Here is a 16,014-nt window from a genome sequence, read left to right on the forward strand (position 1 = left end):
TTTTGCAGCGTAATTAATCTGAAGCATTTGTCAAAATCAAATATTTTATTCATTATCAATCCCATTTCTGGGGGGAAGGATAAATTAAAGATACCCGCATTGATCGATGCGAACATTGACCGCTCAAAGTTTAACCCAAACTTTAGCTTCACTGAATACATTGGTCATGCGTCTGAAATTGCTGAAGAGGCGGCGAATAAGAACTTTGATGTCATTGTTGCCGTTGGCGGCGATGGAACCATTAACGAAGTGGCCGCTAAAGTTATGCAATACGATAAAATATTGGGTATTATTCCGTTTGGTTCTGGAAACGGCCTGGCCAGGTTTTTAAAGATCCCAATTAAAACTGCAGAAGCGATTAAAGTGATCAATAAGTTCGATGTGAAAGTAATAGATACGGCAACATTTAATGAAAAGCGCTTTTTTAATATGGCGGGTATGGGGTTTGATGCGTACATCAGCGCAGTGTTTGCCGGTAATAAATCAAGAGGTTTAGCCGGGTATCTAAAACTGGGGATGAAAGAAGTGCTTAGTTACAGGTCTCAGGATTATGATCTTATTATAGATGGAAAGGAATACACCCGGAATGCTTTTGTGATTAGTATTGCCAATTCTTCTCAATATGGAAATAATGCACACATTGCACCCGCCGCATCCATCACCGATGGTTTGCTGGATGTTTGTATCATTAAAAAATTTCCAATGTATAAATTACCTGTCCTTGCCTATCAAATGTTAAATGCAACTACAGACCAGTCTGACCTGGTAGAGATTATAAAAGGCAGTTCGATTAAAATAGTAAGATCGCAAAATGATGCCATCCACATTGATGGAGAACCCTTTTTTATGGGTAAAGAAATAGATATTGCTATTTTACCGTTATCCTTAAACATTATTACTCCTTAACGATGAAACCTAAAAATAAATCACTTAGCGATCTTGGCGGGATCATGTACTCTACAGATCCTTCATTTGTTTATGAAGAAAATGAAAATACCGGGACTGTAATACCGAATAACCAGCAGGATCTGAGAGTAATGCTTGATAGAAAGAACAGGGGCGGAAAGGCGGTTACGCTGATCACTGGATTCCGGGCTTCTGATCAGGAACTGGAAGTGCTGGCAAAAATGCTGAAAACAAAATGCGGGGTAGGGGGGAATTCTAAAGATGGAGAAATAATTATTCAGGGAGATTTTAGGGATAAAGTGATGCTTTTGCTCCAAAAAGAAGGATATAAAGTAAAAAAATCAGGAGGTTAAATTGGGGTAAACAAAACCGATTTAGTTGCCATTTTAACCCGCTTTATGCCCTAGTGTACATCAAACAATAAGTAAATTTTTTAGCCAAAACGCATACTTTTTACCTTTTTATCTGCCTAACTTTGCCTCACTAACTTATTATTTTTATGAGCAAAGCACTATTGCTGAAGCCTGATCTGGGGTATTTAAACCTGGATTCAGACCGGGCATTATATCAGCTTAATGTTACACAATTGGTTGATGAAGCCTTAAACAATGACGAAGGCACTCTTGCCGATAGCGGCGCACTCGCCATTGATACCGGAACATTTACCGGCCGCTCTCCTAAAGACCGGTTTATTGTTTGTGATGAAGTAACACGCGATACCGTTTGGTGGGGTGATGTAAACTTTAAGTTTGAACCTGAAAAGTTTGATGCTTTGCTCCACAGGCTTACCAAACACATCAACCAGAAGAATTTTTACGTAAGGGATGCTGCAGCATGCGCAGACGAAGCTTACAAAATTACAATCCGTGTAATTACAGAAACTGCTTATCAAAGCCTGTTCGCAAATCATCTCTTTTTAAGACTTTCTGAAAGTGAGATTCCGGATGTTCCGGAATGGACCATCATTGCTGCCCCTTCTTTTTTAGCAGATCCTGAAACGGATGGAACGCGGCAGCCTAATTTTACAATCATTAATTTTTCTAAAAAGATGATCCTGATTGGTGGGTCCGGATATACCGGCGAAATTAAGAAAGGGATCTTCTCTGTGCTGAACTTTATTTTGCCGCAACAGCGAAATACCTTATCTATGCATTGTTCTGCAAATGTGGGTAAGGATGGTGATTCTGCAATCTTCTTCGGTTTATCGGGAACTGGCAAGACAACACTTTCTGCAGATCCGGATCGTAATCTGATCGGTGATGATGAACACGGTTGGGGAAATGGGAGTGTTTTTAATTTTGAAGGTGGTTGCTATGCCAAATGTGTAGACCTTACTGCAGAGAAAGAGCCGCAGATCTTTAAGGCGATCCGGTCTGGTGCCTTGCTTGAAAACATCAATTTCTATGCAGGAACACGTAAAGTAGACTTTAGTAATATCGAAAAGACAGAGAATACCCGTGTTGCTTATCCGATAGAATACATTGATCATGCGATGATCCCCTCAATTGGAGCAGAGCCAAAGAATATATTTTTCTTAACAGCAGACGCATTCGGGGTTTTACCTCCAATCTCTAAATTAAATGCCGGACAAGCCATGTTCCACTTTATATCTGGCTATACGGCTAAAGTTGCCGGAACAGAAACAGGTGTAACTGAACCACAATTAACCTTCTCTGCGTGCTTTGGTAAGGCTTTTTTACCGTTACACCCCACCCGTTATGCGGAACTTTTGGGCGAAAAGATGCAAAAGCAGGAGGTAAATGTATGGTTGGTAAATACAGGATGGAGCGGAGGGGCTTATGGAACCGGTACACGGATGAAATTAGCCTATACCCGGGCCATGATCTCTGCTGCGTTAAATGGAGAACTGGAGAAAGTTGAGTTTAAAAAGGATCCGGTATTTGGATTGGCTATGCCTCAAAGTTGTCCGGGTGTTCCATCAGAAATTTTAGATCCGAGAAATACCTGGTCTGATAAAAGGAAATATGATGCAAAAGCGAATGCGCTTTCTTTGGCATTTATAAATAATTTTAAACAGTTTGAACAGTTCGCAAATGAAGAAATGATCTCATCATTCCCGAAAGTGGTTGAAAATACGGTTTAAAGTATTTTTTTTACCCAAAAATTTGCATTTGAGTTTTTTTTTAGTTTTAATTGCGGAAGATTGTCTTCGCAACGAGACAATCTTTTTTAATTATACAGTAATACGAACGGGGGAAATTACACAACGAAACGAATTCGCTACATAACGATTATTTAATTTGGAATTTAAATCAAAGTTATAAATTTGTTACTGCAACAATTCTTCGGGATAGACGTTGTGTGTATTACGGAATAATAAATCTAAAATTTTTAAAAACAAAGTACTAAAAACTAAAAAACTAAAAAAAAATGGCAAACGCACCAAAACCAGTAACAGTTCAAAAAGAAAGCTCTTCTTCGGCTTCAAACCTATTCGCAACACTTACCATTCCAATCTGTATCATTATTGGAATACTTATTTTCAAATTTATCTTTGGCGACAGAAGTAATTTCATCGATGGCGCTGATCCGGATTTGCACGAAACACTTCCAAAACCAGGCGCTTACATGGGTATGGCTTATAAAGGTGGTTTCATTGTACCAGTTCTATTGGGTATGTTCTTAATGGTAATCGTATTCTCTATTGAGCGTTTTATCGTAATCAGCAAAGCAACAGGTAAAAGTGGTCTTGATACATTCGTTAAAAAAATCCAGGGATTCTTAAATTCAAACAACATTGAAGCTGCTGTAGCTGAATGTGATAAACAACAAGGTTCTGTTGCTAACGTGATTAAATCGGGATTGAAAAAATACCGTGAAATGGAAGTTGAAGCAAACATGGATACAGATCAAAAATGTTTAGCTATCCAGAAGGATATCGAAGAAGCTACAACATTAGAAATGCCAATGCTTGAGCAAAACTTAACCGTAATTGCTACTTTGGTATCTGTAGGTACATTAACAGGTCTGTTAGGTACAGTAACAGGTATGATCAAGGCATTCGGTGGTTTGGCTAACTCTGGTGCTCCGGATCAGGCTGCACTTGCAACTGGTATCTCTGAGGCCCTAATCAATACTGCTACTGGTATCGGTACTTCTACCTTTGCTATTATCATGTACAACATCCTTACTTCTAAAATTGATAAACTGACTTATGCAATTGATGAAGCAGGTTTTAGCATCATCCAGACTTACGCTAGTACCCATAAATAAAAAATAATAAATTTTTTTTACCCGGCTTTATGGAAAACCGGAAGAATTAGCATCATTAGTAAAAAGATTATTAATTTTTAAAAATTATGGCAAGAGCAAAGGTTCAAAGAAAGAGTACTTCGATCGATATGACCGCCATGTGCGATGTATCCTTCCTACTGCTTACTTTCTTTATATTAACAGCAACTTCACGTCAGCCAGATCCTTTGGAAGTAAAAATTCCATCTTCGACCTATAAGATCAAAGTACCCGATACAGATATGGGTATTTTATCTATCGGAAAGGAAAAAGTTTTCTATGAGATCATAGGAAAGGATATCAAGATGGCGACGCTTGATAAAATGGGTGAAACCTACAAGATTAAATTCACACCTGAAGAAAGAGAACGTTTTGGAGTTTTAGGCGCATTTGGAGTTCCAATGGGTAACTTAAAACAATTCATCATGATGGGTAGTGAGGACAGAGAGAAATTTGCCAAACAAAGTGTTGGTATTCCTGCTGACTCTACAAACAATGAATTGGCAAACTGGCTTTTGAAATCACGTGAGTCTGTAGGTGAGCTTCATGCTGCGATCATGCGTTTCAGTATCAAAGGTGATGCTGATCAGGAATATCCAATGGTTAAAAAGGTCATTGATATTATGCAGAAGCAGACTATTAACAAATTTAGTTTAATCACATCTGCTGAAGGCAGTGCTAAATAAAAGACAATGGCAGAATTAGATACCTCCAGCGGGGGCGGTGGCAAGAAAGGCAAAGTAAGAAGTAAGAAAGCAAATACCAAGGTAGATTTAACTGCCATGGTGGATTTGGCCTTCTTGTTGATTACCTTCTTTATGCTAACCACTTCCCTGTCGAAACCAATTGCAATGGATATTGCAAAACCCGATGATAAAGATCCGGAAGTGAAAACTGAAGTTCGCGCTTCAGAAGCCATGACCATCTTATTGGGTAAGGATAATAAAATAGCCTGGTATATGGGTGAAGCGATAAAAGCCCAGCCTACTATTGAAAGTTTTTCAGAGATCAGAAAGTCAATCTTAAAAAATAAGAATGACCTGATGAAATCAAGAGGCAGACAGCTTATTATTATCATTAAGCCAACTGAAGCCTCAAAGTATAAGAACTTTGTTGACATTATGGATGAGTTGAATATTGCCGGGATCAAAACTGCTCCTGCAATTGACGACAAATACATCACTGATGGTGAGAAAGCATTTATGAGAACAGGTGGAATATTATAATTAATTAAATATAAAATATTAAGCTATGTTTGGTTCTAAAATAGATTTACTAAAGAGGGATTGGCTTGATGTTGTATTTGCAGGTAAGAACAAAAGTTACGGGGCTTACGAGCTTCGTCAGCAGAGTGCTTCAAATACAACCAGGGCATTATTGATCGCTTCAACAGTATTCGTACTGTTGTTCCTGTCCCCAAAAATTATTCAGCTTTTCAAAGGTGCTATACCTGAGGAAAAGGAAGAAAAACAAGTGGAAGTTGTGATGCAGTCACCACCTCCAGTAAACCCGGAGACACCGCCACCGCCTCCAATCGAGCCACCGCCGCCAAAACAGGATCAGGTTAAATTCCCGCCTCCAATTGTTAAGCCGGATGAGTTGGTTCAAGAACAGGAGCCTGTTCAGATCGAAGATTTGAAAAAAGCAGATCCTGGTCAGAAAACAATGGCAGGTGATCCTGAGGCAGACTTTGTGGTTACAGGTCCCGTAGGAGATGGCCCTAAGCAGGCAGCTGTTGTTGAGGATACTAAAGTGTATGACTTTGTTAGCCTTGAGTCTCAGCCTTCTTTTCCAGGTGGTATAGAGAAGTTTTATACTTTCCTTAAGAATACGGTAAAATATCCTGCTATGGCTCAGGAAGCTAATATCCAGGGTAAAGTATATTTATCTTTCGTTGTAGAGAAAGATGGTAGCTTAACCGATATTAAAGTAGATAGAAAATTGGGTGGTGGTACTGATGAAGAAGCAGTAAGGGTTCTGAAAAGAAGTCCGAAGTGGATTCCAGGTATCCAGAATGGAAAAAAGGTTCGTGTTAAATTTAACATTCCAATTAGTTTCAGCTTAACCGGTCAATAATATTGATGTTTAATCTAAATACTTTTAAACAGAAATCGCCCAAACAGCGATTTCTGTTTATTTACGGCCTGATCATATTTGTATTGTACCTGGCTATAGGTGCTGCACTGATCCTTTGGAAAGACATGCCAGCTGGTATGTTAGCGCGAAAGTATAGAATTATGCTAGGTGTGCTGCTGCTCGTTTATGCAACCTTCAGATTTTACCGCGTAATCAAACAAGAAGATAATTATACCGAATGAAAAATCTCAGTTTTATACTTATCCTTTTGGTTCTTGCCGCTTGTAATGGCGGAGGGAAAAAAGGAGATGCTCCGGTAGAAACGCGCACATCCGGCACGGTAAAGATCCTTGTAGATGAATCTTTTTCTGCTATCATTGATGACCAGATCGAAGTTTTTAAAAGCGATTATAAAGATGCCGGGTTTACGGTTACTTATGGTAATGAGAATAAGATCATGCCTACGTTTTTAAACGACAGCATCCGGGTAATCATTTTATCCAGAATGCTGACTGCTGATGAAGATACCATTTACAGAAAAAGAAGCATCGTTCCTAAAACATCCCGTTTTGCCATTGACGGGATCGCATTAATAACGGGTAAGAACAATCCGGATTCTGTAATTACAGCTCAGGAGATCTTCGACATCTTAAAGGGCGAGAGCACAAGCAGATCATTGGTATTTGACAATGCTTATTCCAGCACCGTAAGATATTTTAAAGACTCTGCAGGAGTTAAAGATTTCCCTAAACAAGGTGTTTATTCCATGAAAGATAATAATGAAGTGATTAAATACGTTTCTGAGAACGAGAATTCTATAGGTATAGTGGGCGTGAACTGGTTGCTGCAAAATAATAAGTCTGGATTAGAAAGCCTTTCTAAGGTTAAAATGATGGGCGTAAAGAATTTAAAAGGTAAAAAGGGAGATGACGCATTCTATAAGCCCGATCAAACCAATTTAATTAGTGGTATTTATCCATTTCTAAGGAACGTTTATATCATCAATTGTGAAGGCCGGGACGGTTTAGGCACGGGTTTTGCAAACTGGTTAATGAGTCCTCGCGGACAGTTAATCGTTCTTAGATCCGGATTAGGACCGCATCAAATTGCTCCAAGAGAATTTAATATAAAAAAGCCAAACTAAATTTTATATTTGAATATCGGGAGAAAACACTTACATTACTATGATATTAGTTTGAAAAATAGCTATTAACTTCATACAACTTAAAAACAACGAACCATGATAGCTGCTGCGCAAGCTTCATTACAATTAAAATTAAAATAGAAGAACCATGAAAATGACAAAGAAAGCAATAACCTTAAGTTTAGGTTTAGTAGTGATGGGTTCTGCCTCTTTTGCTCAAAGTCTAGCAGATGCAAAGAAGGCTATAGATGCCGAACAGTACCAGAAAGCGACTACCATGCTTAAAGCATTGGTAAAATCACAAGCCAGTAAAGGTGAAAATTACTTTAGTTTAGGCGATGTTTATTTAAGAAGAGATTATTTAGATTCTGCAAGGGCTGCCTTTACGCAAGGTATTACTGCTGATCCAAAAAATGCATTGAATTATGTAGGACTAGGTCAGGCAGATCTGATCAGTAACAACGCAGCTTCTGCTAAAACTAATTTTGATAAAGCTATTGAAGTTGCTTCTCGTAAAGATTTTACACCTTACCTATACATTGGTAAAGCTTATCTCTCTACAGATAAACCAGATTTTGCTGCTGCACTGCCAAACCTGCAAAAAGCAGAAGAGCTTGATGCCAATGACAAAGAGCCTGAAACATTTGTAGCTTTAGGTGATTATTATGCATTGCAGAAAAAGAATTCTGAAGCACTTCAAAATTACATGAGGGCTTTAAGTATCAACTCTGCTTTATATCGCTCTACCGTTCAAATTGGTAGAATGTATAAGGAATCAAGAGCTTTTACTGATGCAGAGGCTGAATTAAAACCAGTAGTTGCTGCTGATCCTAACTATGGACCTGCTTACCGTGAGTTAGCTGAGCTTTATATGCAATGGGCAAATCAGGAACCACAGAATTTTGATGCAAAAGCTGCAGATGCATTAACGAACTACAAAAAATATCTTGACCTGACTGATAAATCCTACGATTCAAGACTTCGTTATGCACAATTCTTGTTTTATGCACGTGATTTTAAAGGGCTGGAGCAAGAAACGTCTGAGTTGGCAACAATTAACCCTAATGATCCGAAAAACCTGGTAGTTTTGAGATTACGTGGTTATTCAGCCTATGAGAACAAGAACTATCCTCAAAGCTTACAATACATGAAAGATTTCTTTGCGAAAGTAAAAGACACTTCCCGTATTCAAGCGGCAGATTATTTATATTTAGGTAGAGCTCAGCTTCAGGCACAAGATAGTTCTGCGTTGAAAAACGTTATAAAATCTGTTGAAATGGATTCTACCAATGTTGAAGCTTTAGCTGATATTGCTAAATCTTACTTCGAGGCAAAAGACTACCCTAAAGCGATTTCAACTTATGAAATTGTTAACCGTATTAACCCGGCAGGTAAAGGATCCTTATATAACTATTACTACTATGGAACGGCCTCATATTTTTATTACGGTAAAGCATATAATGCGAAATTGAATCCGTCTAAAGATATTTTAGTAAAGGCAGATTCAGCTTTTGCAAAATTAGCTCAATTATCTCCTAGTACAATTGATGCCTATTTGTGGAGAGCAAGGATCAATTATTTTAAAGATAGTGATACCGATCCTCAAGGATTAGCTGTTCCATTTTATCAACAATATGCAGACTCAGCTTCGGTATACCCGGCAGAGAAACAAACCGCCGCTATAAAAAAGAATATGGTTGAGGCTTATAACTCAATAGCAGGTTTTGCATTCTCTAAAAACGATAAAGTAAAAGCAAAGTTGTTTTGGGATAAAGCTTTAGCGATTGATCCAAACAGTGCTAATGCATTAGAAGGAATTAAATCTTTAACCGCTGCTCCAGCGAGAGCTGCAGGTAAGAAGTAGTAAAATATCAAATAAAAGAAAAGGCAGGGTTGATATCCTGCCTTTTTCTGTTATTTTTGTCCCATAAATAAATTCAAATGGAAACGCAAAGTGTACCAGTAGATTTTTTACCAATTATTTTTCAAATAGTTGTTGCCTTAGGTTTTGTTGTAGTTACCTTAATTGCTACCCACTTTTTAGGGCCTAAGCGTAAAACGGCAGATAAATTGTCAACGTTTGAAGCTGGAGTTAAAGTAGTTGGAAATGCCCGCCAGCCTTTCTCTATTAAATATTTTCTTGTAGCTATTCTCTTTGTTTTATTCGATGTGGAAGTGATCTTTATGTACCCCTGGGCCGTAAATTTCAGAGAACTTGGAATGAATGGAATGATAGAGATGTTCATCTTTATGGGCACCTTATTACTGGGTTTTATCTATGTACTGAAAAAGAAAGCTTTAGACTGGGATTAAATTATTTAGATCGTTTCTAAATGCAGTTGGCTTAGTCAATTTGCTTCTAAAAATTGTAAATTTGTGGTTCATTCTTTATAGGAATGAGCCTTTTTTGTTTTTGTATCATGAGTGACATCAATATAGTAGACGCGCCTCCAGGCATTGAAGGGTCTGGGTTTTTTGCTACCTCCTTAGATAAGGTTATTGGTTTAGCCCGTTCACATTCATTATGGCCTTTGCCATTTGCAACTTCCTGCTGCGGAATTGAATTTATGGCAACCATGGGTTCTCATTATGACTTTGGTCGTTTTGGTTCTGAACGTTTGAGCTTTTCTCCCCGTCAGGCAGATCTTTTGATGGTTATGGGAACGATCGCAAAAAAAATGAGCCCCGTTTTAAAACAAGTTTATTTGCAAATGGCCGAGCCCCGCTGGGTGATCGCTGTTGGTGCCTGTGCATCAAGCGGTGGTATATTTGATACATATTCTGTTCTTCAGGGGATCGATGAGATCATTCCTGTTGATGTTTATGTTCCGGGATGCCCTCCAAGGCCTGAAGCTATTTTAGATGGCTTTGGGAAGATCCAGGAGCTGGTTAGAAACGAATCCGGAAGAAGACGGGATTCTGATCAGTATAAAGAAATGTTGGCTTCATACGGAATACTATAATGGCAGAAGTAACAAACCACGATCTGATCCAGGCACTCACTGAAAAGTTTGGTGAAAAAATTATGGGTGTTAATGAACCTTATGGTTTGCTAACCTTCGAAACGCATAAAGATGTAATCATTGCTGTTTTAGCCTTCTTAAAACAAAATGAACTTGCTTCCTTCAATTTTCTGACCGATATCACCGCGGTACATTATCCAGGAAAAAAACAGGGCATTGCCGTTGTTTATCACTTGCACAGCATGGTAAAAAAGATCAGGGTACGTGTTAAAGTATTTATAGATGAACACCATCCTGAAATTCCTACCGCAACGACACTTTGGAATGCGGCAAACTGGATGGAACGCGAAACCTATGATTTTTTCGGGGTAAAGTTTGAGGGCCACCCGGATCTGAGAAGGATATTAAATATGGATGATCTTGGTGTTCATCCCATGTTGAAGCAATATCCGCTGGAGGATCCAAATAGAGTAGATAAAAAAGACGAATACTTTGGTAGATAAGAACAAATGAATCACAATCAACCGGTATATACAGATAATGACCCGCAGAATGAATTGGTAACCCTTAATTTAGGACCAACTCACCCTGCCACACATGGAGTTTTTCAGAACGTAATCCAGCTGGACGGCGAACGCATTGTTAGCGGTGTTTCAACGATCGGATACATTCACCGTGCATTTGAAAAAATTGCAGAACATCGCCCATTTTATCAGATCACCCCTTTAACAGATCGTTTAAACTACTGCTCATCGCCAATCAATAATATGGGCTGGCACATGACCGTAGAAAAACTGCTGAATATTAAGATGCCTAAGCGCGTTGATTATTTAAGGGTGGTGATTATGGAGCTGGCCAGGATCTCTGATCACATCATTTGCAATACGATCATTGCCCAGGATACAGGCGCTACCACTACTTTCTTATATCTTTTCCAGTTTAGGGAACATATTTATGAGATCTATGAAGAAATTTGCGGTGCCAGGCTAACAACTAATATTGGCCGTATTGGCGGCTTTGAAAGAGATTTCAATGAGATCGCATTTGCAAAGATCAATAAGTTCTTAGAAGAATTCCCGGTAGCTTTAAGAGAATTTGAAAGCTTGCTTAACCGGAACCGGATCTTTATTGACCGTACGGCAAAGGTAGCGGAAGTAACTGCAGAACAAGCATTGGATTACGGCTGGACTGGCCCTTTGCTGCGTTCAACCGGAGTTGATTATGATGTTCGTGTAAGTGAGCCCTATTCTTCTTATGAGGACTTTGATTTTGAAGTGCCTGTTGGTACCAGTGGTGACATTTACGATCGCTACCTGGTTCGTAACGAAGAAATGTGGCAGAGTATAAGTATTATTGAACAAGCTTTAGAGAAAATAAAGCTGGAGCCTGCAGGAATTTTCCATGCCGATGTTCCTGATTTTTATTTGCCTGCTAAAGAAGAAGTTTATAACAATATGGAAGCATTGATCTATCACTTTAAAATTGTGATGGGTGAAATTGATGCCCCTAAAGCTGAAGTGTATCACGCGGTTGAGGGTGGTAACGGAGAGCTTGGTTTTTACCTGATCAATGATGGGGGAAGAACACCATATCGTTTGCATTTTAGAAGACCTAGTTTTATTAATTACCAGATGTTCGCGCCGATGAGTAAAGGTATGCTGCTGTCAGATGCCATTATTAACATGAGCAGCATGAACATTATTGCGGGAGAGTTAGATGCTTAAAGTAGAAGAACAACAACCTGTAGAATTTTCAGCAGCTTTAATTGAAAAGTTTGATGAAATAATTAGCAGATACCCTCAGGGTAAACATAAATCTGCCTTATTACCGATGCTTCATGAAACGCAGGCGGAACTGGGCTGGTTAAGCACTTCAGCAATGGATAAGGTTGCTGCACATTTAGACATATTGCCAATTGAGGTATATGAGGTGGCTTCCTTTTACAGCATGTACTTTTTAAGACCTCAGGGTAAATACGTTCTGGAAGTTTGCAGAACCGGACCTTGTTGTTTGGTAGGCGCAGAAAAAATTATGAACCACATTGAGCAAAGCCTTGGGGTTAAAGAAGGTGAAGTTACACCTGATGGCTTATTTAGCTGGAGAGGTGTAGAGTGCCTTGCTGCTTGTGGTTATGGTCCGGTGCTTCAAATTGGCCCGGAATATACATTTTACGAAAACCTTGATGCACAAAAGGTTGACGAATTGATTCAAGACTTACGCAAGAAATAATGGCCCGTAAACTCTTATTAGAACATATAAACGTACCCGGGATCCATACACTGGATGTCTATCGCCAAAAAGGCGGGTACCGCGCTGTGGAAAAGGCTTTAAAAACCCTAAGTCCTGATGAAGTGGTTGAGGAAGTTAAAAAGTCCGGATTACGCGGCCGTGGTGGTGCAGGATTCCCTACGGGGATGAAATGGAGCTTTCTTGCAAAACCAGAGGGCGTAGCACGTTACCTGGTATGCAATGCGGATGAATCTGAGCCGGGTACATTTAAAGACCGTTACCTGATGACGCATATTCCCCATGCGCTGATTGAAGGAATGATCGTTGCCAGCTTTGCCCTCGGTGCAAATACCTCTTACATTTATGTGAGAGGGGAGATGATGCCGCAGATCCGTATTCTGGAACGCGCCATTGCCGAAGCAAAAAATGCCGGTTTTCTTGGAAAAAATATTTTAGGTTCAGGTTATGACCTGGAACTATATGTACAACCAGGTGGTGGTGCTTATATCTGCGGTGAAGAAACTGCGCTATTGGAATCACTGGAAGGTAAACGTGGTAATCCGCGGATCAAACCTCCTTTTCCAGCTATTGCTGGTTTATATGGCTGTCCAACTGTAGTAAATAATGTAGAGTCTATTGCAGCTGTTGTTCCAATTATTAACGATGGCGGAGATGAATATGCAAAAGTTGGGATTGGGCGCAGTACCGGAACCAAGCTGATCTCAGCTTCTGGTAATTTAGTCAGACCAGGGGTTTATGAAATTGAACTGGGTCTGCCTGTTGAAGAATTTATCTATTCTGATGAATATTGTGGTGGTATTGCGAATGGTAAAAGGTTAAAGGCTACCGTAGCCGGCGGATCTTCTGTTCCCGTATTGCCAGCAAATCTAACCTTGAAGCTTGCCAATGGCGAGCCTCGCTTGATGAGTTATGAATCTTTATCTGAAGGTGGCTTTGCTACCGGAACGATGATGGGATCTGGTGGTTTCATTGCGTTTGATGAAGACCAGTGTATTGTTCGCAATACCTGGAACTTTGCCCGTTTTTATCACCATGAAAGCTGTGGTCAGTGTTCTCCATGTCGTGAAGGAACAGGATGGATGGAAAAAGTATTGCACAGACTGGAATATGGCCACGGTAAAATGAGTGATATCGACTTATTGGTTGATGTTTCTAAAAAAATTGAAGGAAATACCATTTGTCCGCTGGGCGATGCTGCGGCATGGCCGGTTGCAAGTGCTATACGCCATTTTAGAGATGAATTTGAGTGGCATGTTAAAGAGCCGGTTAAAAGTTTAGATACAAATTATGGTTTGGCTAATTATGCTGAACCGATTGCTAAAGCAGAAGTTACGACAGGAAATTAACAATCATGAGTGATAAAGTTAAGGTAACCATAGACGGGATAACAGTAGAAGTAGAACCCGGTACAAGCATTCTAAATGCCGCAAGGCAGATAGGCGGCGATATTGTGCCTCCTGCAATGTGCTATTATTCTAAATTAGAAGGCAGTGGCGGAAAATGCCGTACCTGCATCGTTAAGGTAAGTAAGGGCTCTGAAAAAGATCCGCGTCCAATGCCTAAGCTGGTGGCGTCTTGCCGTACCACGGTGATGGATGGGATGGAAGTTCAGAACATTACTTCCCCTGAAGTAATTGAAGCACGCAGCGGCGTTGTAGAAATGCTGCTGATCAACCATCCGCTGGATTGTCCGGTATGTGACCAGGCTGGTGAATGCGATCTTCAAAACCTTGGGTATGAACATGGCCTTCAAAAAACAAGATATGAGTTTGAACGCAGAACGTTTGAACGTATTGATATAGGCGATAAGATCCAGTTACATATGAACAGGTGCATTTTGTGCTACCGTTGTGTATTTACTGCCGATCAGATCACCAATAAACGTGTTCACGGAATACTAAACCGCGGAGATCATTCGGAAATTTCTACCTATATCCAAACCGCAGTTGACAATGACTTTTCTGGAAACGTAATTGACGTTTGTCCGGTTGGTGCGTTAACCGATAGAACATTCAGGTTTAGAAACCGGGTATGGTTTACCAAACCAATTGATGCCCACCGTGATTGCCCAACCTGCAGTGGTAAGGTAACGCTATGGTATAAAGGTGAAGATGTTTTACGTGTTACTGCCCGTAAAGATATTTATGGTGAAGTAGAAGAGTTTATCTGCAATACTTGTCGCTTTGATAAGAAAAAAACTGCCGACTGGACCATTGAGCATCCTACACACATCAGCGATGCTTCTGTAATTGCTTCTAACCATTACGAAACCCTAATGCCGCTGCCGGTTATTCAAAACAACCAGAAATTGCAGCAGGCCAATCAGGTTGAACTAGAAAAAACAGCTAAATTCTAATGGATATAACGTTTGTAATAGAAAAATTTATACTCGTAACCATCATCTTCGCCATTAGCTTAGTGATTGCGATGTATTCTACTTATGCAGAGCGTAAAGTTGCTGCTTTTTTACAAGACAGGCTTGGACCAGACCGTGCAGGCCCTTTTGGTATGCTTCAGCCATTGGCTGATGGTTTAAAGATGTTCATGAAAGAAGAGATCATTCCTACCAATTCCAGCAAATGGCTGTTTATGGTTGGACCTGGCCTGGCCATGCTTACCGCATGTATTGGTACTGCAGTGATTCCATGGGGTAGTGCCATTACCATTGGCGACCGTATCGTCCCCTTACAGGTTGCCGATATCAACGTTGGGATCCTTTATATTTTTGGGGTGGTTTCTCTTGGTGTTTATGGTGTAATGATCGGTGGATGGGCATCAAACAATAAGTATTCCTTATTAAGTGCTATTCGTGCGGCATCACAAAATATCAGCTATGAAATTGCAATGGGCTTATCTATCATTGCTTTATTGCTGGTAACCAATACCATGAGCCTGAAAGAGATTGTAGAGCAGCAGCATGGCTGGCACTGGAATGTGCTTTATCAGCCGCTTGGCTTCATTATCTTTATTGTTTGCTCTTTTGCTGAAACGAACCGTGCACCATTTGATCTTCCGGAGTGTGAAACTGAGCTTATTGGTGGTTATCATACAGAATACTCTTCCATGAAACTTGGTTTTTACCTGTTTGCAGAATACATCAACATGTTTGTTTCTTCTGCAGTAATGGCAACCTTATACTTTGGTGGTTATAACTATCCGGGAATGGATTGGGTACTTGTACATGCCGGTCCGGTTATAGGTCCATTAATTGGAACGGTGGTGTTCTTTATGAAGATATTTACATTTATATTCTTCTTCATGTGGGTACGCTGGACCATTCCACGTTTCCGTTATGATCAGTTGATGCATTTGGGCTGGAAAGGTTTAATCCCGCTGGCCATAGCGAATATTATCATCACAGGTATTGTGATTGCAATTATTGAGAAATTTTAATCATCCGCATTTGCGGTTTATATAAGGAGG

Annotated in this window: 18 protein-coding genes; all 18 read left to right on the top strand. The window is 39.8% G+C overall.

Translation table 11 applies throughout. The features are described from left to right. The first annotated feature begins 27 nt into the window (after window positions 1-27). Window positions 28-906 carry a diacylglycerol/lipid kinase family protein gene (locus tag ATK78_RS09510; RefSeq protein WP_133575849.1) on the top strand — a complete coding sequence of 293 codons (879 nt, stop codon included), beginning with the start codon at window positions 28-30 and terminating at the stop codon, window positions 904-906. A 2-nt stretch (window positions 907-908) separates the two neighbouring features. After that, window positions 909-1,259: a translation initiation factor gene (locus ATK78_RS09515; protein WP_133575850.1), complete on the top strand. Its 351-nt coding sequence runs from the start codon at window positions 909-911 to the stop codon at window positions 1,257-1,259. Between the two features lie 146 nt (window positions 1,260-1,405). Further along, window positions 1,406-3,010, top strand: a complete 1,605-nt coding sequence (gene pckA, locus ATK78_RS09520; protein WP_133575851.1) for a phosphoenolpyruvate carboxykinase (ATP) — start codon at window positions 1,406-1,408, stop codon at window positions 3,008-3,010. A gap of 287 nt (window positions 3,011-3,297) precedes the next feature. After that, window positions 3,298-4,140, top strand: a complete 843-nt coding sequence (locus ATK78_RS09525; protein ID WP_133575852.1) for a MotA/TolQ/ExbB proton channel family protein — start codon at window positions 3,298-3,300, stop codon at window positions 4,138-4,140. 86 nt (window positions 4,141-4,226) lie between these two features. Next, window positions 4,227-4,844, top strand: a complete 618-nt coding sequence (locus ATK78_RS09530; RefSeq protein ID WP_133575853.1) for an ExbD/TolR family protein — start codon at window positions 4,227-4,229, stop codon at window positions 4,842-4,844. A 6-nt stretch (window positions 4,845-4,850) separates the two neighbouring features. Next, on the top strand, window positions 4,851-5,384 hold the full coding sequence (locus ATK78_RS09535; RefSeq protein WP_133575854.1) for an ExbD/TolR family protein: 534 nt from the start codon (window positions 4,851-4,853) through the stop codon (window positions 5,382-5,384). Between the two features lie 25 nt (window positions 5,385-5,409). Next, the gene (locus tag ATK78_RS09540) at window positions 5,410-6,234 is read left to right on the top strand and encodes an energy transducer TonB (protein WP_133575855.1); all 825 of its coding nucleotides are present in this window, start codon (window positions 5,410-5,412) and stop codon (window positions 6,232-6,234) included. Between the two features lie 5 nt (window positions 6,235-6,239). Beyond that, entirely contained in the window at window positions 6,240-6,476 is a 237-nt protein-coding gene (locus ATK78_RS09545) for a hypothetical protein (RefSeq protein WP_133575856.1), read from the top strand. Beyond that, on the top strand, window positions 6,473-7,378 hold the full coding sequence (locus ATK78_RS09550) for a PstS family phosphate ABC transporter substrate-binding protein (RefSeq protein ID WP_133575857.1): 906 nt from the start codon (window positions 6,473-6,475) through the stop codon (window positions 7,376-7,378). The genes ATK78_RS09545 and ATK78_RS09550 overlap by 4 nt, the downstream gene beginning before the upstream one ends. A 148-nt stretch (window positions 7,379-7,526) precedes the next feature. Next, complete coding sequence (locus ATK78_RS09555) at window positions 7,527-9,242, top strand: tetratricopeptide repeat protein (protein ID WP_133575858.1); 1,716 nt, start codon at window positions 7,527-7,529, stop codon at window positions 9,240-9,242. A 77-nt stretch (window positions 9,243-9,319) separates the two neighbouring features. Continuing rightward, complete coding sequence (locus tag ATK78_RS09560; RefSeq protein WP_133575859.1) at window positions 9,320-9,691, top strand: NADH-quinone oxidoreductase subunit A; 372 nt, start codon at window positions 9,320-9,322, stop codon at window positions 9,689-9,691. A gap of 107 nt (window positions 9,692-9,798) precedes the next feature. After that, window positions 9,799-10,341, top strand: coding sequence for an NADH-quinone oxidoreductase subunit B (locus ATK78_RS09565; protein ID WP_133575860.1), 543 nt, complete (start codon window positions 9,799-9,801; stop codon window positions 10,339-10,341). Next, on the top strand, window positions 10,341-10,844 hold the full coding sequence (locus ATK78_RS09570; RefSeq protein ID WP_133575861.1) for an NADH-quinone oxidoreductase subunit C: 504 nt from the start codon (window positions 10,341-10,343) through the stop codon (window positions 10,842-10,844). Before ATK78_RS09565 ends, ATK78_RS09570 begins: the two co-directional genes overlap by 1 nt. A gap of 6 nt (window positions 10,845-10,850) precedes the next feature. Beyond that, window positions 10,851-12,065 carry an NADH-quinone oxidoreductase subunit D gene (locus ATK78_RS09575; RefSeq protein ID WP_133575862.1) on the top strand — a complete coding sequence of 405 codons (1,215 nt, stop codon included), beginning with the start codon at window positions 10,851-10,853 and terminating at the stop codon, window positions 12,063-12,065. Beyond that, entirely contained in the window at window positions 12,058-12,570 is a 513-nt protein-coding gene (locus ATK78_RS09580; protein WP_133575863.1) for an NADH-quinone oxidoreductase subunit NuoE family protein, read from the top strand. The genes ATK78_RS09575 and ATK78_RS09580 overlap by 8 nt, the downstream gene beginning before the upstream one ends. After that, window positions 12,570-13,937, top strand: coding sequence for an NADH-quinone oxidoreductase subunit NuoF (gene nuoF, locus ATK78_RS09585; RefSeq protein WP_133575864.1), 1,368 nt, complete (start codon window positions 12,570-12,572; stop codon window positions 13,935-13,937). The genes ATK78_RS09580 and nuoF overlap by 1 nt, the downstream gene beginning before the upstream one ends. A gap of 5 nt (window positions 13,938-13,942) precedes the next feature. After that, entirely contained in the window at window positions 13,943-14,947 is a 1,005-nt protein-coding gene (locus tag ATK78_RS09590) for a 2Fe-2S iron-sulfur cluster-binding protein (RefSeq protein WP_133575865.1), read from the top strand. Continuing rightward, window positions 14,947-15,984, top strand: coding sequence for an NADH-quinone oxidoreductase subunit NuoH (nuoH, locus tag ATK78_RS09595; RefSeq protein ID WP_133575866.1), 1,038 nt, complete (start codon window positions 14,947-14,949; stop codon window positions 15,982-15,984). The genes ATK78_RS09590 and nuoH overlap by 1 nt, the downstream gene beginning before the upstream one ends. The last annotated feature ends 30 nt before the right edge of the window (window positions 15,985-16,014 follow it).

It is taken from the genome of Pedobacter metabolipauper (assembly GCF_004362715.1).
Lineage (GTDB): Bacteria > Bacteroidota > Bacteroidia > Sphingobacteriales > Sphingobacteriaceae > Pedobacter > Pedobacter metabolipauper.